13 protein-coding genes are annotated in these 19,846 nt (G+C 72.5%); 6 read left to right on the top strand and 7 right to left on the bottom strand.

All coding sequences use genetic code 11. The features are described 5' to 3' along the window. Positions 1 to 2: 2 nt before the first annotated feature. From ABT297_RS16245 to ppc, 5 genes are all read right to left on the bottom strand, one after another. On the bottom strand, positions 3 to 1,211 hold the full coding sequence (locus tag ABT297_RS16245) for a hypothetical protein (RefSeq protein ID WP_350549578.1): 1,209 nt from the start codon (positions 1,209 to 1,211) through the stop codon (positions 3 to 5). Next, positions 1,208 to 2,584 carry an O-antigen ligase family protein gene (locus ABT297_RS16240; RefSeq protein WP_350549575.1) on the bottom strand — a complete coding sequence of 459 codons (1,377 nt, stop codon included), beginning with the start codon at positions 2,582 to 2,584 and terminating at the stop codon, positions 1,208 to 1,210. Before ABT297_RS16240 ends, ABT297_RS16245 begins: the two co-directional genes overlap by 4 nt. After that, the gene (locus ABT297_RS16235; protein WP_350549572.1) at positions 2,581 to 4,488 is read right to left on the bottom strand and encodes a Wzz/FepE/Etk N-terminal domain-containing protein; all 1,908 of its coding nucleotides are present in this window, start codon (positions 4,486 to 4,488) and stop codon (positions 2,581 to 2,583) included. The genes ABT297_RS16240 and ABT297_RS16235 overlap by 4 nt, the downstream gene beginning before the upstream one ends. A gap of 457 nt (positions 4,489 to 4,945) precedes the next feature. Beyond that, complete coding sequence (cysC, locus tag ABT297_RS16230) at positions 4,946 to 6,490, bottom strand: adenylyl-sulfate kinase (RefSeq protein ID WP_350549569.1); 1,545 nt, start codon at positions 6,488 to 6,490, stop codon at positions 4,946 to 4,948. A 28-nt stretch (positions 6,491 to 6,518) separates the two neighbouring features. Then, positions 6,519 to 9,344 carry a phosphoenolpyruvate carboxylase gene (ppc, locus tag ABT297_RS16225; protein WP_350549566.1) on the bottom strand — a complete coding sequence of 942 codons (2,826 nt, stop codon included), beginning with the start codon at positions 9,342 to 9,344 and terminating at the stop codon, positions 6,519 to 6,521. A 294-nt stretch (positions 9,345 to 9,638) separates the two neighbouring features. Between ppc and mfd the strand changes: the two genes are divergently transcribed. Genes mfd through ABT297_RS16210 form a run of 3 tightly spaced genes read left to right on the top strand, consistent with a single transcriptional unit; the run spans position 9,639 to position 14,417 of the window. Beyond that, the gene (gene mfd / locus ABT297_RS16220; RefSeq protein WP_502885576.1) at positions 9,639 to 13,229 is read left to right on the top strand and encodes a transcription-repair coupling factor; all 3,591 of its coding nucleotides are present in this window, start codon (positions 9,639 to 9,641) and stop codon (positions 13,227 to 13,229) included. Then, on the top strand, positions 13,226 to 13,468 hold the full coding sequence (locus ABT297_RS16215; RefSeq protein ID WP_350549560.1) for a hypothetical protein: 243 nt from the start codon (positions 13,226 to 13,228) through the stop codon (positions 13,466 to 13,468). The genes mfd and ABT297_RS16215 overlap by 4 nt, the downstream gene beginning before the upstream one ends. 1 nt (position 13,469) lies before the next feature. Beyond that, positions 13,470 to 14,417, top strand: a complete 948-nt coding sequence (locus tag ABT297_RS16210) for a nucleoside triphosphate pyrophosphohydrolase (RefSeq protein ID WP_350549558.1) — start codon at positions 13,470 to 13,472, stop codon at positions 14,415 to 14,417. On the opposite strand, the gene ABT297_RS16205 is transcribed toward ABT297_RS16210, so the two are convergent. Then, on the bottom strand, positions 14,409 to 15,524 hold the full coding sequence (locus ABT297_RS16205) for a Fic family protein (RefSeq protein ID WP_350549555.1): 1,116 nt from the start codon (positions 15,522 to 15,524) through the stop codon (positions 14,409 to 14,411). The two genes, ABT297_RS16210 and ABT297_RS16205, sit on opposite strands and share 9 nt — an antisense overlap. Positions 15,525 to 15,561: 37 nt before the next feature. Beyond that, on the bottom strand, positions 15,562 to 16,377 hold the full coding sequence (locus ABT297_RS16200; protein WP_350549553.1) for a WecB/TagA/CpsF family glycosyltransferase: 816 nt from the start codon (positions 16,375 to 16,377) through the stop codon (positions 15,562 to 15,564). Between the two features lie 80 nt (positions 16,378 to 16,457). Between ABT297_RS16200 and ABT297_RS16195 the strand changes: the two genes are divergently transcribed. The 3 genes from ABT297_RS16195 to ABT297_RS16185 all read left to right on the top strand — a co-directional run bounded on the left by ABT297_RS16195 (position 16,458) and on the right by ABT297_RS16185 (position 19,843). Next, entirely contained in the window at positions 16,458 to 17,381 is a 924-nt protein-coding gene (locus tag ABT297_RS16195) for a sulfotransferase (RefSeq protein WP_350549550.1), read from the top strand. Continuing rightward, positions 17,378 to 18,304, top strand: coding sequence for a glycosyltransferase family 2 protein (locus tag ABT297_RS16190; protein ID WP_350549547.1), 927 nt, complete (start codon positions 17,378 to 17,380; stop codon positions 18,302 to 18,304). The genes ABT297_RS16195 and ABT297_RS16190 overlap by 4 nt, the downstream gene beginning before the upstream one ends. Positions 18,305 to 18,625: 321 nt before the next feature. Next, positions 18,626 to 19,843, top strand: a complete 1,218-nt coding sequence (locus ABT297_RS16185; protein WP_350549545.1) for an NADP-dependent isocitrate dehydrogenase — start codon at positions 18,626 to 18,628, stop codon at positions 19,841 to 19,843. Positions 19,844 to 19,846 lie beyond the last annotated feature (3 nt).

The following is a 19,846-nucleotide window of genomic DNA, read 5'->3' as shown; positions in this document are numbered from 1 at the left end:
GGTTACAGCGCCTCCACTCGCGCGACAAGGACGGGCAGCAGCCAGCTGCCGAGCACGCCCAGCCGGGCGCCGGCCTCCGCCTGACGGTCGGTGACGTACCGGGTGGCCAGGTCGATGAGGTACAGCAGGGCGGTCACCTCGACCGCCTGGCGGTGCACCACGCCGAAGGGCAGCAGCAGGCCGGGCGCGGCCGCGACGAGCTCGTTGACGGCCTGCCCGGCCGAGGGTGAGTGGCCGATGCCGACCTGCAGCGCGTGGTGCAGCGCGTCGAAGCCGATCGGCACGCCGGGCGTGAACCGCTCCCAGTCCCAGACCAGCACCGCGTCGGCCAGGCTCGCCATGTTCCACGGTGCCCAGTCCCCGTGCCACGAGCCGAAGGAGAGCTCGACCCGCCCGGCCGCGCGCGCGATGCGCTCCGCCGCCGTCCGCAGCGCCGCGCCCTCGGCGTGGTCGGCGATCGCGGCCAGCCGGGCGCCCAGGCGCGTCCAGTACCCGCTGCCGTCGAGGGCGCCGTGGCTCGTGCCGCAGCAGCGCGCGACCTCCAGCATCGCGCCGGCAAGCCGCGGGGCGGTCAGCGCCGACCGCGGCCGCCACACCGGCAGCGCCGACTGGACCAGCACCTCGTGCTCGCCCCAGCGCCCGGCGTGCAGGACCTCGGGGACGCGTACCGACGTCAGGCCGGCCTCGCCGACCGCGGCGAGCGCGTTGGCCTCGGCCCGCACCAGCGCGCGGGTCAGCGCCGAGGTGCCGAGCTTGGCGAAGGCGAGCGTCCGGCCCGCGGAGTCGAGCAGTTGCAGCACCGGCTTGCGGTTGGCCCGCGCTGGTCCGATGTGGACGCTGAGGCGCAGCTCGGTGCCGAGGGTGCGGCCCAGGTACGCGTCGATCGTGTCCTCGGCCGCGCGGACCCGCAGCCGGTCGCGCAGCAGCAGGCCGGACAGGCCGGTGCGCAGCGCGGCCACGACCGTGTCGCGCTTGAGCCGGGCCAGGCGGGACTGCGGCTCGGCGTAGCGGCGCACGGCCGCCGCGGCGACCCGGCGGTCGTCGGCCGGGACGAGCAGCCGCGGCCGGCGGGCGTTGGGGACGACGAGGTACTCCACCTGGCGCTCCCCCGTGCCCGGGTAGAGCAGGGCGAGCACCTCCTCGACGTACCGGGCGCGCAGCCGCTCGTCGTCGGCTCGCAGCGCGGCCGGCGCGGTCTTGATCGGACTCATGGCTGGAAACCCCTCTGCTGGTTGCGCCACAGAACGGCATAGGCCAGGAACGTCAGTGCCAGCGGGGTGACCAGCGCGTTGTACCAGAACATCGCCGTGAAGCTGGACACGAGCGCGGCGCCGCCGGCCAGGCCGATGGGCGAGGCGTCGCGCCGGAACCGCCAGAGGGCGGCCAGGAAGAAGCCGGTGTACGTCAGGGTGCCGAGCAGCCCGTGCGCGTAGAGCAACTGCCACAGCTGGCCGTTGCCGCCGATGGTGAAGTTGCCGCAACGCCCGCAGCCCGCGCTCTCGCCGACCGCGATCGAGTTGCGCCCGCCGATGGTGCTGCGGGTCGAGCCGAAGCCGATCAGCGGCGACTCCCGCATGCCGTCGACGGCCTTCTGGGTGGTGTACATGCGCACGCCGTTGGACTTGCCGTCCTCGACCCGGGCGTTGACCACGTCGCCGAGCGGTGTCACGGCGAGCGCCACGGCCACCGCGGCCCCGGTCACGGCGACCAGGCCCAGGGCCGCGGCCCGGCCGCGCAGCGCCAGGCGCACGGCCACGTACACGGCCATCGCGCCGAGGCCGATCCACAGCCCGCGATTGAGCGAGTAGACGATCGGGAGCAGCGCCACCAGCAGCGTGACCGCGGCGAAGATCTTGACCAGCTTCCGGCGCGTCAGGCAGAAGCCGGCGACGGCGAGCCATCCGGCCAGGAGGCACACGTTGTTGCCCCAGGTGTTGGTGTACCCCCACGGCGCCCCCGGCCGTGGCGTCTCCCCGCCCAGCAGGTTCATGATCTGCGCCGCGGTCGGGTGCACCAGCGACTGTACGAAGCCGTCGTTGCGCACGTGCGACGGCAGCAGCAGCTCGAACGGCGCGGTGAACTCGAAGCGCGGCGCGAACATGCCCAGCAGCCCGCCGGCCACGGTGATCGTGAACAGCCAGCCGAGCAGGCGCACGAGCCGCTCCTGGCTCAGCGCGCGACGCTCGAGGTTGCCCGCGTACACCAGCAGCACCGTCAGCGCGCAGTAGCCGCCGAGGCGGAACGTGTAGGACACCAGCCGGCTCGCCGCGGTCCCCGGGATCGTGCCGACCGGGTCGGCGCCGAGCGTGAACAGCCCGAACCCGACGGCGGCCAGGAAGAGCAGCCACAGCAGGAACGCCGGCGGCAGCTTGACGACGTGGCCGGCGGCACGGTGGCGCACCAGTGCCCACAGCATCGGCACGGCGGCGAAGAAGAAGATGAGCACGCCGAGGCCGAGCGCCCACCACAGTGGGTACAGCAGCAGGATCCCGGTCAGCGGCCAGGCGCGCAGCCGGTGGGCCGGCCGTGACGGTCTGGGCGCCGCGGCGACCTCGGCGGAGGGGTGGCTCGTGAGGGTCGTCATCGCCGCTTGTCGGCGCCGTTCTCGCTGGGGGTCTCGGCCGGGACGCGGGTGACCGAGATGGTGCGGGTCGGTCGCTTCGACGGCGGGGACGGGGCGGGCACCGTGGGCACGGCCGCCGTCGCGGTGGCCGGTTTGCCGGGTTTAGCGCCGCCGGTGCCGTTGACCCCGTGGCCGGGCCCGCTCGCCGGGGCCGGTGCCGGGGGCGCCGCCGGCGTGGTGCGGATCCGCTTGGCGACCACCGGCTCCTCCGGCCGCACCGACTCCTTGGGCGGCAGCTTGTCGAGCACCGTCGTCAGGTCGTCGGCGACCGTCGCCGCGGCCGGCGCCTCCAGCTCGTCGACGGTGCGCGGCGCGGCGAGCTTCGGCAGCACCACCGCGCCGAGCAGCGGGGTACCGACCCGGCGCAGCTGGTCGGCGGCGTCGGCGATCTCGGTGTTGCGGGTGCGCCGCAGCTCGACCGCGACGATCGCCGCGTCGGCGAGCGCGGCGAGGCTCTGCGCGTCGGCGCTGGTCGCGGTGGAGGGCGCCTCGACCACCACGTACGCGGCGCGCTCGCGCAGCGTGGCCAGCGTGTCGCGCAGTGCCTGCGACTGCAGCAGCCCGCCGGCGCTCGCGGTGCCGCCGGTGGTGACGACGCTGAGGTTCGGGTGCCGCGGCGCGCGCTGGGTGGCGCTGCTGAGCGAGAACCGCCCGGCGAGCACGTCGGACAGGCCGGGCACCGCCCGCACGCCGAGCATGCGGTTGACCGACGCGGTGTCGACGAGGCTGTCCGGGAGATGGGCGCAGACCAGCACGGTCTCCGCGCCGGTGCGCGCGAACGCGGCGGCGAGGTTGGCCGCCACGACCGTCGAGGCGGCACCGCGGCTCGCGCCGGCGATGACCACGACCTGCCCGGCGAGCACGACCCGGGCGTCGCCACCGGCCGGCGCGGGGATGCTCGCGAGCACCTCGTTGCGGAGCCGGTTGAAGATCCGCCCCCCGGCGCCGAACGGCGCGAACACGTCGTCGAGGCGCGGCTTGACCCGTCCCGGAACGGCGGCGAGCACCGTCACGTCGACCCGGCGCGGCAGGTCGGACGAGCGCCGGACCCGCTGGTCGAGCCGCTCGCGCAGCATCGCCGCGCCGACGCCGAGCAGCAGCCCGACCATCGCACCGCTGGCCAGGTTGAGCAGCCGGTTGGGCTTGACCGGCGCGCTCGGCAGGTCCGCGTCCCGGGTGATCTTCCCGGCGCTCACCGTCGTGGTCAGCAGCTGGTTGAGCTGTCCCGAGAGCGTGTTGATCTGCGAGGTCGCCGTGCTGCGCTGGCTCTCGAGGTTGGGCCGGTTGGGGTCGCTCGGCTTGAGCGTGGCCAGCTTGCCGTTGATCTGCGTCAGCCCCGCGTTCAGCTGGTTGATCTTGTCGTTGAGGATCGCGATCCGCCCGGCGACGTCGGCCTTGGCCGATTCCTCGCGGTAGCGCAGGTACGCCTCCGCGAACGCGTGCGACCCGGCCTGCGCCGCCGCGGCCGACTCGGCGGAGAACGTGATCACGAGGAAGGTGGTGTTCGGGGGTACCTCGGCCCGCACGCTCGCCGCCAACGTGTCCGGCGGCGTGGTGGAGCGCATGAGCGCCGCGGCGTCGGTGGCCACGGTCGTCGACCTGACGAGCTGGGCCTCGTTGTCGAGGTTGATGTCACCCTTGGTGCGCCCGTTGGTGGAGTTGGCGTCCTGGCCGTTGCCGATGGGCGAGACGAGCACGGACGTCGAGGACTGGTACACCTTGGTCTGCATCGTGGTGAACTGCGCGGCGGCGGCCACCGCGGCGAGGACGAGCACCAGCACCAGCCACCAATGGCGCCGGGCCATGCCGAGCAGATCGACGCCCGGGGAGTCGGGTTCGGCGGTGTGCAGGCGGTTGGCGTCCATGAAGCGGCGGCCCCTTCGGCGTCAGGTTCTCCAGGCCCTAACGCCATCGGCCGCGTCGGCGTGATGGCCGATTCGCCCGGGTTCACCCACCCTCGCGACGCCGCGCTTGTTGTCCGCGGGCCGAGCTGCCACGCTCGACGCCATATTTTCCGACTGAGAGTGACCGCCAATTGGGCGCTTGGCATCGCGAGAAGCCGAGTTCGGGCGGCGCGGGCCGCGCCTGCGATCCGCGTCGACCGACCATCATGTTCTCGATGAACACGGAGTAAAAATGCACAAGGAGCAGCACGTTCGCCCCGTGATCATGGAGAGCCCGCACACTGTGGGCGCCGAGGCTGCTCGCGGGCTGCCGCTGCCAGCCAATTGACGGTCGCTCTTATGCCGATTTTTCGCCCGTCGACCGGAACATCCCTTTTGTGCGCGACCGGTGCCCACACGGCCCTGGCCTTGCGTGGCGTTAGGGGATCGGGCGAGGGTCCAGCCAGCCGTGGCTGCCCAGATAGCGCAGGACCGTCGTGACGGCCTCGCCCTGAGACAGGTTCGTTGTGTCGATCGCGAGCTCGGCGTCGCGCGGCTCCTCGTACGGGTCGTCGATGCCCGTCATGCCCTTGATCAGGCCGGCGCGGGCCTTGGCGTACAGGCCCTTGCGGTCGCGGCGCTCGCACTCGGCCAGCGGGGTCGAGACGTGCACGAGCACGAAGCCCGCGCCCGCGTTGTGGGCGAACTGGCGGGCCGCGGCGCGGGCGTCGCGATACGGGGCGATCGGGCAGCAGATCGCCACTCCCCCGTGGCGGCCGGTCTCGGCGGCGACCCAGCCGATGCGGCGGATGTTCGTGTCGCGGTCCTCGGCGGAGAAGCCCAGGCCGGCCGAGAGGTGCCGGCGCACGATGTCGCCGTCGAGCAGGGTCACGGTGCGCTCGCCGGTCTCCAGCAGCGCGTCGGCCAGGCCGGTGGCCATCGTGGACTTGCCCGAGCCCGACAGCCCGGTGAAGAACACCACGAGGCCACGCTGGCGGCGGGGCGGGCGGGCGCGGGCGAGCTCGCGCGCCACGGCCGGGGGCGTGTGCCACTCGGGCAGGATCGTGCCGCGGTCGAGGTGGTCGTCGATCTCGGCGAAGGTCAGCGGGAGGCGGCGGTACCGGGGCGGGATGTCGTCGAGCGAGCGCCACTGGCCGTCGCGGCCGTCGTAGGCGAGCTCGCGGGGTACCAGCACCCGCAGGCCGCCGCCGGAGAGCATGGACTCGCTCGACGCGAGCAGGTGCGTGACGCCGTACGCGGCGGCGACCCGGGTGCGCAGCATGGCGTCGCGGATGTCGTCGCCGTCGTGGCGGGGCAGCGGCAGGGCCACGATCGTCGAGGCCGGCATCCGGTCGCGGGCGGCCAGCACACAGCGCACGAGCGCCTCCGGCGCCAGGCCGTCGGGGCCCGGGTCGTCGACGGGCACGAGGACGACCAGGTGCGCGGCGAGCGTGCGGGCGGCGCGGGCGATCTGCGCCAGCTGGGGGCGGTGCAGGGGGCGGTCGGCGATGACGCCGAGGATGCGGCCCGGCGGCAGCGAGCCGCGCACCTCCGCCGGGGTCCGGCGCATCCGGCGGAACGCGCCGTGGCCGCCGTCGCCGAGGCGGCGGACGCGGCCCGCGGCGCCGAGCGTGGTCTGGCGTGCCGGGTAGAGCTCGACCGCGTCCAGCGCCGCGACGGGCGCACCCTCGAGATCGGCGAGGATCAGCACCCGCCGCAGCGGATTGGTCACGTCGAGCTGTTCGGCGAGGCTGCGGGGCACCTCGAGGGTCACCGGCACCGGCCACGTCGTGCCGTCGGCGAGCCGGCCGGTGCGGCGCAGCGCGATGAGATCTGCCGAGCCCAGGAAGCCGGTCAGGGGCGCGTACGCGCCCGAGAGCAGCAGCTCCAGGTCGGCGAGCTCGGACGGTTTCGGCGTATGGGTCGGGGCGTCCCGTAACACTTCGTCCGGCAACGCCCAACCATCGACTACCCAACCGTTCACAGACACGTCCGCAAGCCTGCCACAGCGGTCATCCGGTGTTACGCATGCCCGCCGCAATGCCGTTGATCGTGGTCAGCAGGGCCCGCTCCAGCGCCGGATCCGGCGTGGATCGCCGGCCGCCGGGCCAGGCGCCGCTGTCCGCGGTCTTGCTCGCGCGATACTGTCCGAGCAGCGTCACCTGCAGATGGTGCAGCGGCTGCAGGTAGCTGTCGCGGACGCCGAGCGTGCGCTGGAGCACCGGCTGGCGGTCGAGCAGCACGGCCTCGCCGGTGATGGCGAGCACCTCGGCCACCGTCCGCTCGTACTCCTCGCTGATCACGTCGAAGATCGGCCGCAGCGGATCGGGCACGAGCGTCTCGACATACCGCGACGCGATCTCCAAGTCGGTCTTGGCCAGCATCATCTCGACGTTGGACAGGAACGTGGCGAAGAAGTGCCACTTCTCGTGCATCTCGCGCAGCACGTCGGCGAGGCCGGCCTCGCGGGCCGCCTTCAGGCCGCTGCCCACGCCGAACCAGCCGGGCACGATCTGGCGTGACTGGGTCCAGCCGAACACCCACGGGATGGCCCGCAGACCGGACAGGCCGGCGTCGGCGTTGGGCCGCTTGGCCGGACGCGAGCCGATGTTGAGCGCGCCGAGCAGCTCGGTCGGGGTGGCCGCCCAGAAGTACGCCGGCAGGTCCGGATTTTCCACCAGGGCCCGGTAGTTGGCGAACGCGGCGGAGGAGACGGTCTCCATCGCGGCGTCCCAGCGGGCCAGGGCCTCGGCGGGCTGGCGCGGCTCGGTGTGCAGCAGGGCGCTCTGCAGCACCGCGGCCAGCGTGAGCTCGAGATTTTCCCGGGCCAGGGCGGGCAGCGTGTACTTGTCGGAGATGACCTCGCCCTGCTCGGTCACCTTGATCGCGCCGTCCAGCGTGCCCCACGGCTGGGCCAGGATCGCCTCGTGGGTGGGGCCGCCGCCGCGACCGACGGTGCCGCCACGGCCGTGGAAGAGGCGCAGCCGCACACCGTGGCGGGCCGCGACGTCGCGCAGCTGCCGCTGGGCCTTGTGGATCATCCACTGCGAGGTGGTGATGCCGGCGTCCTTGTTGGAGTCGGAGTAGCCGAGCATGACCTCCTGCACGTCGCCGCGGGCACGGACGATGGCGCGGTACACCGGGATGGACAGCAGGTCGTCGAGCAGCTCGCCGGCCAGCTCCAGCTCCCGCGCCTGCTCCAGCAGCGGCGCGAAGCCGATGCGGGCGCGGGCCGACTCCATCGAGGCGCCGCCGAAGCCGCCCCCGGCGCTGACCTCGACCAGGCCCCACTCGCGGGCGAGGACGACCGCGGCCAGCACGTCGTCGATACCCTGGGTCATGGAGATGATGTACGTCTCGACGACCTCGGGGCCGAAGCGCTCCTGCACCTCGCGGATCGCGGCGAACACGTCGAACGTCTTGCGCGCGCTGTCGGTGAGGCCGGTGTCGCGGGTGGCCAGCGGCCGGCGCCCGTTGAGCTCGTCGACGAGCAGCTGGCGGCGCGCGTCACGGTCCAGCGCGCCGTAGTCGACCTCGCCTACCCGGCGGTACAGCTGGGAAAGGACCTCGTGGTGCGCGTCGGCGTGCTCGCGCACGTCCAGCGTGGCCAGCTGCAGGCCGAACGCGGACAGCGTGCGGATCGCGGACGCGAGCTTGCCGGTGGCGGCGAGCTGGCCACCGTTGCGCGCCAGCGACGCCCGCATCAGCTCAAGGTCGGCGATGAGCTCGCCGGTGCCGAGGTAGTCGCGGCCGGGCTTGTGCGGTGTGCCGGTGGCCAGGCGGGTGCGGGTGTGGTCGAGCTTGAGCCGGATGCAGCGCAGCTTGAGCCGGTAGGACTCCTCCATGTTGACCCGGCGGTAGCGGGCCGGCAGCTCCGGCAGGTTGTCCAGGTCGGCGGCGAGGCTCGCGGAGAGGTCCAGCGACACCCCGCGCAGGCGCTTGGAGACCGAGATCTCGTCGATCAGGCCGTCGATCACGCTTTCGGCCATGCGGATGCCGTACTCATGCTGGATGAGCAGCACGTCCCGGGTCACCGCCGGGGTCACGAACGGGTTGCCGTCGCGATCGCCGCCGATCCACGAGCCGAAGGTCAGCGGTCGCGCCGTCGGCGGCAGCTGTACGCCGAGATCGCGCAGCGTCTCGTAGAGGTCGTCGAGGACCTGCGGTGCGGCGCCCTCGGCCAGGTCGGCCAGGTAGTACACGGCGTTGCGGGCCTCGTCGCTGGGCTCCGGCCGCTCCAGGCGCAGCTCGTCGGTCTGCCAGAGCAGGTCGAGCAGCTCGGCGAGGTGCCGGTCGGTGCGCGCGGTGCGGGTCTTGTCCGGCTCGGCCGAGCCGTCCAGCGCGGTGGCCACGGCCTCGGCGTCGAGCTCGTCGCCGACGGCGCGAAGCTTGGTCAGGATCGAGCGGCGCGCGGCCTCGGTGGGGTGCGCGGTGAACACCGGGCGGACGGCCAGCTTGGAGGCGACCGACCCGATCTCGCGAACGCCGACGCCGCGGTCGGCGATGAGCTTCGCGGCCCGCTCGAGCCAGCCGCCCTCGCGCACGCGGATCCGGCGCAGCTCGCGGGCGCGGTGGACCTGCTCGGTGATGTTGGCGAGGTGGAAATACGTCGAGAAGGCGCGCGCCAGCTGCGTGCCCGTCACCACGTCGAGCCCGTGCAACCGCTCGGCGGCCGCCTCCGGGTCGGCGCGGACCAGCGCCCGGACCTCCTCGACGAGGTCGAGCAGTTGCTGGCCGTCCTGGCGGACGAGGCTCTGGCCCAGCAGGGAGCCGAGCCGGCGGATGTCGGCGCGCAGTGCGGCGTCGGCGGCCGACGCTTCGTGGGTCTCAGCAGACATGTTTCTGTCCCCTCCCAAGTCTCTCTCCTCGGCTGGGGACGGCGCTGTCCGTTTTCTGTCCGTGTCGGTCTCTCCCGAATTGCTCCACGGCATCGTATCGGCTCGGGAACGCGCCGTAGCGCCGCGGTGAGTCACATCTCAAGATCTCACCCGGTGTTCACGTGGCTTCGCCCCCGGCTTTTCTGTCATACCCGCCGGATAGTCTGGTACCTGCATCGACCACCCCCGCCCTGTCCGGGCGCGGGGTTGTTTGCCGTGCAGCGTCGACACCAGAAGTAGTGGGTGCAAATCACCATGAAGCTTGCCGGTCTCACCGCCGCCGCCCTCGACGATCCCGCCCTCGCCCGCGCGCGTGACCTCGCCCGCGCCGGGCATGCCGACCAGGTCGACCTGACCGGGCCGCCGGCCGTGCGCGCCTTCGTGACCGCCGTGATCGCCGCCGAGCGGCCGGTGCTGGCCGTGACCGCGACCGGGCGCGAGGCCGAGGACCTGGCCGGCGCGCTGGGCTGCCTGCTGGAGCCGGACTCCGTCGCGGTGTATCCGTCCTGGGAGACGCTGCCGCACGAGCGGCTCTCCCCGCGCTCCGACACGGTCGGCCGGCGCCTGGCCGTGCTGCGCCGGCTCGCCCACCCGACGGCGGAGGCGCCGCGCCCGCGGGTGGTCGTCGCGCCGGTCCGCTCGGTGCTGCAGCCACAGCTCAAGGGCCTGGGCGACCTGGAGCCGATCGAGCTGCGGCCGGGCGGCTCGGCCGATCTCGACGCGCTGACCGTCCGGCTGGCCGAGCTCGCCTACACCCGGGTGGACCTGGTCACCAAGCGAGGCGAGTTCGCGGTCCGCGGCGGCATCCTCGACGTGTTCCCGCCGACCGAGGAGCACCCGCTGCGCGTGGAGTTCTGGGGCGACGAGGTCGAGGAGATCCGGTCGTTCGCGGTGGCCGACCAGCGCACGATCGAGAAGGCCGACCGGCTGTGGGCGCCGCCCTGCCGGGAGCTGCTGCTCACCGAGGAGGTGCGGGCCCGGGCGGCGGCGTTGTCCACCGACCACCCGCAGCTGGCCGAGATGCTCGACAAGCTCGCCGGCGGCATCCCCGTGGAGGGCATGGAGTCACTCGCGCCGGCGCTGCTGGGTGGCACCGACTCGCTGGAGCTGGTGCTGCACACCATGCCGGCGGGCACCCACGTGCTGCTGTGCGACCCGGAGCGCATCCGCACCCGGGCCCACGACCTGGTCCGCACCAGCGATGAGTTCCTGGAGGCCAGCTGGGCCGCGGCCGCGGTCGGCGGCAAGGCGCCGATCGACCTCGGCGCGGCGGCGTTCCGCCACCTCGGCGAAGTGCGCGCCGCGGCCGCCTCGCTCGGGCAGCCGTGGTGGTCGCTGAGCCCGTTCGCGGCCGCCGAGACGACGCGCGAGGCGGACGAGCCCTGGCGCCTCGGCGAGGACCGGGAGGTCACGGTCTCCGACGACGCGGTGTCGATCACGATCGCCGCGCAGGCGGTGCCGCTTTACCACGGGGAGACGGCCCGGGTCGTCGACGACCTCAAGCGGCTGACCGGCGACGGCTGGCGGGTCGCCCTGGTGTTCGAGGGCACCGGGCCGGCCCAGCGCGCCGCCGAGGTGCTGCGCGGCTCCGATCTCGGCGTGTCGCTGGTCGAGTCGCTGGAGCGGGCGCCCGAGCCGGGCGCCATCGCGGTCGTCACCGGCTCGCTCGAGCTCGGGTTCCTCGACGAGGACGCCCGGCTGGCCGTCGTCACCGGCGCCGACATCTCCGGCGGGCGGGGCGCGTCCACCAAGGACATGCGCAAGATGCCCAGCCGGCGGCGCAACCAGATCGACCCGCTGGAGCTGCGCACCGGGGACTTCGTGGTGCACGAGCAGCACGGCATCGGCCGATACGTCGAGATGGTCCAGCGCACCGTCAACGGCGCCGACCGCGAATACCTGGTGATCGAATACGCGGCGTCCAAGCGCGGCCAGCCCGGCGACCGGCTGTTCGTGCCGACCGACCAGCTCGACCAGCTGTCGCGCTACGTCGGCGGCGAGGCGCCCACGCTGCACAAGATGGGCGGCTCGGACTGGCAGAAGGCCAAGTCGCGGGCGCGCAAGGCGGTCCGCGAGATCGCCGCGCAGCTCATCCAGCTGTATGCCGTCAGGCAGAACTCCCAGGGCCACGCCTTCGGCCCCGACACGCCGTGGCAGCGCGAGCTGGAGGACGCGTTCCCCTACCACGAGACGCCCGACCAGCTGGCCGCGATCGAGGAGGTCAAGGCCGACATGGAGAAGGCGGTCCCGATGGACCGGCTGATCTGCGGCGACGTCGGCTACGGCAAGACCGAGATCGCGGTGCGCGCGGCGTTCAAGGCGGTGCAGGACGGCAAGCAGGTCGCCGTGCTGGTGCCGACCACGCTGCTCGCCCAGCAGCACTTCAACACCTTCTCCGAGCGGGTCGGGCAGTTCCCGGTCGAGGTGCGGCAGCTGTCGCGGTTCCAGACGCCGACGGAGACGAAGCTGACCATGGAGAAGGTCACCGACGGCACCGTCGACATCGTCATCGGCACCCACCGGCTGCTGCAGACCGCGACCCGGTTCAAGCAGCTCGGCCTGGTCATCGTCGACGAGGAGCAGCGCTTCGGCGTCGAGCACAAGGAGTTCCTCAAGCAGCTACGGGCCTCCGTCGACGTGCTGACGATGTCGGCGACCCCGATCCCGCGCACCCTGGAGATGGCGATCACCGGCATCCGGGAGATGTCGACGATCGCCACGCCGCCCGAGGAGCGCCACCCGGTGCTCACGTTCGTCGGCGCTCAGGACGACAGGCAGGTGGCCGCGGCGATCCACCGCGAGCTGCTGCGCGACGGGCAGGTGTTCTACCTGCACAACCGGGTCGAGTCGATCGAACGGGCGGCGCGGCGGCTGCGCGAGCTGGTCCCGGAGGCGCGCGTCGCGGTCGCGCATGGCCAGATGACCGAGGATGCCCTCGAGAAGATCATGGTGGGCTTCTGGGAGAAGGAGTATGACGTCCTGGTCTGCACCACGATCGTGGAGAGCGGCATCGACATCCCCAACGCCAACACCCTGATCGTCGAGCGCGCCGACCTGCTCGGCCTGGCCCAGCTCCACCAGATCCGCGGCCGGGTCGGCCGGGGCCGGGAGCGCGCCTACGCCTACTTCCTGTATCCGCCCGAAAAGCCGCTGACCGAGCACGCGCACGAGCGGCTGGCGACGATCGCGCAGCACACGGAGCTCGGCGCCGGCATGTATGTGGCGATGAAGGACCTGGAGATCCGCGGGGCGGGCAACCTGCTCGGCGGCGAGCAGTCCGGGCACATCGAGGGCGTCGGCTTCGACCTCTACGTGCGCATGGTCGGCGAGGCGGTGCAGCAGTTCAAGGGCGAGCGGCCCGAGGAGGAGGAGCCCGACGTCAAGATCGACCTGCCGGTCGACGCGCACCTGCCGCTGGAGTACATCTCGGCGGAGCGGCTCCGGCTGGAGATCTACCGCAAGATCGCCGGGGCCAAGGACGGCACCGCACTCGACGAGATCGTGGCCGAGATGCGCGACCGCTACGGCGAGCCGCCGCTGCCGGTGGCCAACCTGCTGGCGGTGGCCCGGTTCCGGTTCCTGGCCCGCGCCTATGGGCTGACCGACGTGTCGCTGCAGGGCAAGCACGTGCGCTTCGGCCCGCTGCAGCTGCCCGACTCCAAGCAGATGCGGCTCAAGCGGCTCTACCCGGAGGCCGTCTACAAGGCGGCGGCCGACACCGTGTCGCTGCCGCGGCCGTCCACCCGGCGGGTCGGCGGCGAGCCGATGCGCGACACGCAACTGCTCGACTGGGCGGCCGAGCTGCTGACCTCGGTCCTCGGCGAGCCGGTCGCGGCCAAGTCGTGAGCCGGTCGCATGGCACGGCGGCGGTCGCGGCGCCGGCCGTGCTCGCCGGCTCGGCGCTGGGCGCGTGCCGCTCGGCGCCCGGCGTGGCCGGGCACGTGGACGACCGCACGGTCACGGTCGCCGAGGCCGATGCGATCGTGGTCTCGGCCCGGAAGCTCAACCCGCGCTACGAACCGGTGTTCCCGGTCTTCGTCGAGGGTGCGCCTATGGGTATCTCGTTCCCCGCCGAGGAGGGCTGACGTGTCGGGCAAAGTGGTGCTGCTGGTGACGTCGCCCCGGCTGCCGGCCGGGGTGCTGACCGCGCAGGCGTGGGACCTGGTCCGCGCGCACCCGGTGCTCACGGCGCAGGAGTCCGAGCAGGCGGCCGCGCTGCGGGCCGCGGGCGCGGCGGTCACGGTCACGCCCGCCACGGCCGACGCGCTGGTCGCCGCGATCGCCGAGCACGGCACCGTGGTCTGGCTGGCCGCCCCCGACGGCGACGAGCGCCTCGCCCGGGAGCTGGGCCTGCGGCTGGCCCGCGAGCCGGGCCTGGCCGAGCTGGAGCTGCTCTACGGCTCCTGGGACCCGCCGGGCGCCCGCCTGCTCGACGTCGTCACGGTCATGGACCGCCTCATGCACCCGGACGCGGGCGATCCGTGGAAGCGGGCGCAGACGCACGCGAGCCTGGCGCCGTTCCTGCTCGAGGAGGCGTACGAGCTGTACGACGCCATCCGCGACGACGACGCCGAGGCGGTGCGCGAGGAGCTCGGCGACGTGCTGCTGCAGGTGGTCCTGCACGCCCGGCTGGCCGAGGAGACTGCCGGCTTCACCGTCGACGACGTGGCCGGCGACCTGGTCGACAAGCTCATCCGGCGCAACCCGCACGTCTTCGCGGACACCGAGGTCGGCGGCATCGACGAGATCATCGCCAACTGGGAGCAGATCAAGAAGGCCGAGAAGTCCCGCGGCTCCGCGGTCGACGGCGTCGCCCTCTCCCAGCCGGCCCTGGCGCTGGCCGCGAAGCTTCTGCAGCGCGTGGAACGGGCCGGCCTCGACGTGCCTCCACCGGCCCCCGACACCCTGGGCGGCCGCCTGTTCGCCGCGGTGGCCGAGGCCCGCGCCACGGACGCCGACGCCGAGGCCGCCCTGCGCGAGGCAGCCCTGGCCTACATCGAGACGGTCCGCACCACCGAGCGCCGCTCAGTCTAGGTAGGGATCCCGCAAAGGCGCCGGCCGCCCGAGACTCTCGGCGATGGCGCGGATCGGCCCGGCCGCGACGTAGTAGCGCCCGCGCGTCTGCCCGCGCTGTTCCAACAGGCCGCGGTCGAGCAGCATGCGCAGGTCGCGGGTCGCCTGGTCGGTGGTCAGAGCCTCGTCACGCTGATACGCGGTGCGCCGCACCCTGCCGCCGGACGCCGCCGCGTAGAGCGCCGAGACCGTCCGGCTCGGCAGCCCGAGCCCCTCGATCATCTCCCAGAGCCGCCCGGCCCGGTCGAGCCGCTGGCGTACGCGTTGCATCTGCATGTGATGCGCCCGCAGACAGAACCGCACCCACGGCAGCGTGTCATCGTGCGGCCGCCAACTGTCCCGCCCCGTCTCCCGCAGTGCGTCGTAGTAGGCGACCGTATTGCGGGCGCTGCCCAGCCACTCCTCGATGGAGGAGAACTCCGGCGCCAGGATCGCATCCCGCGCGAGGACCAGCGTGTGGACGCAGCGGGACATGCGGCCGTTGCCGTCCCGCCACGGGTGGATGCGAACCAGGTTGAGATGCGCCATCGCGGCACGGACGAACAGCGGCGCGTCGAGATCCCCGTCCTCCAGCCAGTCGCTCAGATCCTGCATGAGCCGCTTGAGCTGGTCGGCGTCCGGACCCGTGTAGACCACCTCACCGGTCGAGTGGTCGGTGATCCAGATACCGCCCGGGCGGAAGCGGCCGGGCCATTTGTCCGGATGGTGCTTCAGCAGCATGAAGTGCAGGCTGTTGAACAGCATGTAGTCGAAGTGGAACTCGGCGGAGTGGGCGAGCTGCTGCACGTATGTCAACGCGTCGCGGTAGCCGGTGATCTCGGCCCAGACGTCGGGCTCGGTGTCCAGCGGCTCGTCGCCCGACGTCGCCGCGATGGCGTCGTCGATCGTGACGTCGTAGCCCTCGATCGAGTTCGAACCCTTGATGCCCCGCGCCATCAACCGGCGGCGCAGCTGCCCGGTCCACCGGTGCGGCGTGGCGACCTGGTACCGCAGGTTGTCCCGCATGCGATCGAGCTCGTCCACGACCCGCTTGTCCTCGCCGGCGAGCCGCGGTGACACGTAGAGCATCTCATGATGCTAGCAGAATGCAGAAATTATTACCGCACTATGCGCGGTGGGCGGGGCGGTGGGTCAGACGGTGGTGCAGCGAGCGGGCCAGTAGCGCGGCGGCGAACGGGGCGTCCTCGCGCAGATAGCGGCGGGCCAGGCGGCGCGGCTCGCGGGCCAAGCGGTCCAGCCACTCCAGCCCCGCCTTCTGCAGCGCGGGACGGGCGCGGCGCACGTCGCCGGCCACGAAGTTCACCGCGGCGCCGCAGCCCAAAAACCACGTCGACGGCAGCTCGGCGCGCAGGGACGCGATCAGGTGCTCCTGGCGGGGGAAGCCGATCCCGACGTACACCATCTGCGGTTTGGCCTTGATGACCCTGGCCCGGACCGATCGCAGCACCCGCGGACGGCGGTCGAAGCCGAACGGGGGGCAGTGCGCGCCGGCGATGCGCAGGCCGGGGCAGGCGGCGGCCAGGCGCGCGGCGGCGCGGTGGGCGCCGTCGGGCTCGCCGGCGGCGGACGGGGCGCCGCCGAGGACGTAGGCGCTGCCGCCCCGCAGGGCCAGGCCGCGTGACAGGGACCAGATCAGGTCCGAGCCGGCAACGCGGGCCGGCAGCGCGCGGCCGGCCAGGCGGGCGGCCCAGACCAGCGGGGCCCCGTCGGCGACGACCAGATCCGCGGCGGCGAGCTGGGCGCGCAGGGCCGCGTCGCGGGCGACCCGACGAAGGATGTCGACATTCGGGGTGACGATCCAGCCCCCGCGGCCCCGATCGAGGGCGTCGAGAACGCGGGCGACGACCTCGCCCTCGGTGAGCGGGTCGATGGCCAGGCCCCCAACGGGGACCCGCCGGGTGTGGGTGTAGCTGCGCAGCATCGTTCTTCCGCGATTCGTCGTTAGACCTACCAGATGCCAGCGAAGCTGACATATCTACCAAAACGACCAAGGAGGACGGTTTGGTACGCGTACTGTTCCTCGGGGGGCTGGGCCGCAGCGGCACCACGCTGCTCGAACGCCTACTGGGGGAACTGCCCGGCGTGTGCCCGCTGGGCGAGGTCGTGCATCTGTGGGAGCGCGACATCGCCGGCGACGAACGCTGCGCGTGCGGCGAGCACTTCTCCGGGTGCGACTTCTGGCAGGCCGTCGGCGAGAAGGCGTTCGGCGGCTGGCACCACGTCGACGTGTGGCGGGTGCTCGCGCTGCGCCACGCGGTGGAGCGGACCCGGCACATCCCGCGGCTGGCCAGCGTGCGGATGACCCCCGCGCATCGGCTGCTCGTCGAGGAGTACGCGGACTGGTACGCCCGGCTCTACGAGGCCGCCGCGATCGTCTCCGGCGCCGACGTGCTGGTCGACTCCTCCAAGCACGCCGCGCTCGCCTACTGCCTGCGCTTCGCGCCGAGCATCGACCTGCGGGTCGTGCACATGGTGCGGGACAGCCGCGGCGTGGCGTACTCCTGGACGAAGAAGGTCGCCCGGCCGGAGACCGACAACACCGAGGAGATGACGCGGTACTCCCCCGGGCGCTCGGCCCTGCTGTGGAACGCCCACAACACGGCGCTGTCGGTGCTGCACCGGTGCGGGGTGCCCGTCCAGCGGGTCCGCTACGAGGAGTTGCTGGACCGGCCGGACGCCACGCTGCGCGAACTGTCCCGGTTCGTCGGGGTGAACCCCGGCGAGCTGCCCTTCCTGCGCGACGGCGTGGCGGAGCTCGGCCCCTGCCACAGCGCCGCCGGCAACCCGATGCGCTTCAAGGTCGGCCCGGTGCCGCTGCGCCGCGACGACGCCTGGCGCACGGCCCTGCCCGGGGGCCAGCGGCGGGTCGTGAGCGCGCTGACCGCGCCGCTGCTCGGCGCGTACGGCTATCGAGGCGCCCAATGAGGACGGCCGCGCACTGGCCGAGCATCGGCGTCGTCATCCCCACCCGGAACCGGCCCGTGTTGCTGCGCCGCGCCGTGGCCGGGATCGTGGCCCAGGACTACCCCGGCCCGGTCCGCACCATCGTGGTCTTCGACCAGCACGACACCGACGCGAGCCTGTGCCGGGGCGGCGAGCGCCCGCTCGACGTGCTCCCCAACCTGCGCAGGCCGGGCCTGGCCGGCGCCCGCAACACCGGCGTCCTGGCGCTGGACACGGACCTGGTGGCGTTCTGCGACGACGACGACGTGTGGCTGCCGACCAAGCTGCGCCGCCAGGTGCACGCGCTGCAGCAGCGGCCGCAGGCGGAGTTCTGCACCTCGGCGATCGAGGTCGAGTTCGACGACCGGCTCACCCCGCGGCTGGCCGGCGCCTCGCTCGTCGGCCTCGACGACCTGGTCCGCTCACGGATGGCGATGCTGCACTCCTCGACGTTCCTGGTGCGCCGGGCCGCGTTCGCCCGCGACGAGATGGGCCCGGTCGCCGAGGACGCGCCGGGCAGCCAGAACGAGGACTGGGACCTGCTGCTGCGCGCCGCCAAACGCGGCGAGATCGTGCACGTCGACGAGCCGCTCGTGCGCGTACTGTGGGGACGGACGTCGATGTTCGCGTACGAGTACGCGACGAAAATGGCCTCGCTGCGCTGGATGATGGCGCGGCACCCGGAGATCGCCGCGTCCACCACCGGCGCCGGCCGCGTTTACGGGCAGCTCGCATGCTGGTCGGCGGCGACCGGCAACCGCCGCGACGCGTGGCGCTGGACGAAGGCCGCGATGCGCTCCAACTGGCGCGAGCCGCGCGCCGCGATCGCCCTCGCCGCGGTGACCGGCGTCGTCAAGGTCGAAAGCGTGCTCGGAGCCCTCCACCGGAGGGGCCGGGGGATCTAAGGCCCACTCGGCCCGGAATGTCCGCTTTATCAGACCCGCTCTGGGGTGGCTGGGTCGATCGCATCGGCGACTGCGATAAATCCGGCCGCTCCGTGACCGGATTTATCGGACATTTCATGATATTCGAGGTAGCGGTCGGCGCAGACTTGACCGGAGTGGGGTCGACACGGTCGTCGCCGGGGGATGCAGTACGCTCGTACTGCTAAGCGAAGCCGCGTCCGTCCGGCCGGTGGAGCGCGGCGAACAGAGCTGGAATCAGCGAGAACTGCCCAGACGGCGGTGTAGACCCCCGGAAAGCAGCGCGAGAGGAGCGCCCGGCCGATGGCGAAGATCAAGGTAAACAACCCTGTCGTCGAGCTCGACGGCGACGAGATGACCCGGATCATCTGGAAGCAGATTCGCGAGCAGCTGATCCTGCCCTACCTCGACGTGGACCTGAAGTACTACGACCTGTCGATCGAGTACCGCGACGAGACCGACGACCAGGTCACGGTGGACGCCGCGAACGCCATCAAGCAGTACGGCGTCGGCGTCAAGTGCGCGACGATCACGCCCGACGAGGCGCGCGTCGAGGAGTTCTCGCTCAAGAAGATGTGGCGCTCGCCGAACGGCACGATCCGCAACATCCTCGGCGGCGTGGTCTTCCGCGAGCCGATCATCATGTCCAACGTGCCGCGCCTGGTGCCGGGCTGGACCAAGCCGATCATCATCGGCCGCCACGCCCACGGCGACCAGTACAAGGCGACGGACTTCGTGGTCCCGGGCCCGGGCAAGGTCACCGTCACGTACACCCCGGCCGACGGCGGCGCCCCGATGGAGTTCGAGATCGCCAACTTCCCCGGCGGCGGCGTCGCGATGGGCATGTACAACTACGACGACTCGATCCGTGACTTCGCGCGCGCGTCGTTCCGGTACGGGCTGGACCGCGGCTACCCGGTGTACCTGTCGACCAAGAACACGATCCTCAAGGCGTACGACGGCCGCTTCAAGGACCTGTTCGCCGAGGTCTTCGAGACCGAGTTCAAGGCCGAGTTCGCCGCGGCCGGCATCACGTACGAGCACCGCCTCATCGACGACATGGTCGCCGCGGCGCTGAAGTGGGAGGGCGGCTTCGTGTGGGCCGCCAAGAACTACGACGGCGACGTCCAGTCGGACACCGTGGCCCAGGGCTTCGGCTCCCTCGGCCTGATGACCAGCGTGCTGATGACCCCCGACGGCAAGACCGTCGAGGCCGAGGCGGCGCACGGCACGGTGACCCGCCACTACCGCCAGTGGCAGAAGGGCGAGAAGACCTCGACCAACCCGATCGCGTCCATCTTCGCCTGGACGCGCGGCCTCGCCCACCGCGGCAAGGTCGACGGCACCCCCGAGGTCACGAACTTCGCCAACACCCTGGAGCAGGTCTGCATCGACACCGTCGAGGGCGGCCAGATGACGAAGGACCTGGCCCTGCTCATCTCGCGCGACGCCCCGTGGCTCACGACGGACGAGTTCATGAACGCGCTGGACCAGAACCTCGCGAAGCGCCTCAGCGCCTGACGA

The sequence above is a fragment of the Dactylosporangium sp. NPDC000555 genome (assembly GCF_040300025.1).
GTDB lineage: Bacteria > Actinomycetota > Actinomycetes > Mycobacteriales > Micromonosporaceae > Dactylosporangium.
The sequence above is the reverse complement of the archived record's forward strand: the minus strand, read 5'-3'. Positions and strand labels throughout refer to the sequence as shown.

Coding starts and splice junctions, on each gene's coding strand:
- ABT297_RS16245 (WP_350549578.1), bottom strand. CDS start 1,211: ATGAGTCCGATCAAGACCGCGCCGGCCGCGCTGCGAGCCGACGACGAG.
- ABT297_RS16240 (WP_350549575.1), bottom strand. CDS start 2,584: ATGACGACCCTCACGAGCCACCCCTCCGCCGAGGTCGCCGCGGCGCCC.
- ABT297_RS16235 (WP_350549572.1), bottom strand. CDS start 4,488: ATGGACGCCAACCGCCTGCACACCGCCGAACCCGACTCCCCGGGCGTC.
- ppc (WP_350549566.1), bottom strand. CDS start 9,344: ATGTCTGCTGAGACCCACGAAGCGTCGGCCGCCGACGCCGCACTGCGC.
- mfd (WP_502885576.1), top strand. CDS start 9,639: ATGAAGCTTGCCGGTCTCACCGCCGCCGCCCTCGACGATCCCGCCCTC.
- ABT297_RS16205 (WP_350549555.1), bottom strand. CDS start 15,524: ATGCTCTACGTGTCACCGCGGCTCGCCGGCGAGGACAAGCGGGTCGTG.
- ABT297_RS16200 (WP_350549553.1), bottom strand. CDS start 16,377: ATGCTGCGCAGCTACACCCACACCCGGCGGGTCCCCGTTGGGGGCCTG.
- ABT297_RS16190 (WP_350549547.1), top strand. CDS start 17,378: ATGAGGACGGCCGCGCACTGGCCGAGCATCGGCGTCGTCATCCCCACC.
- ABT297_RS16185 (WP_350549545.1), top strand. CDS start 18,626: ATGGCGAAGATCAAGGTAAACAACCCTGTCGTCGAGCTCGACGGCGAC.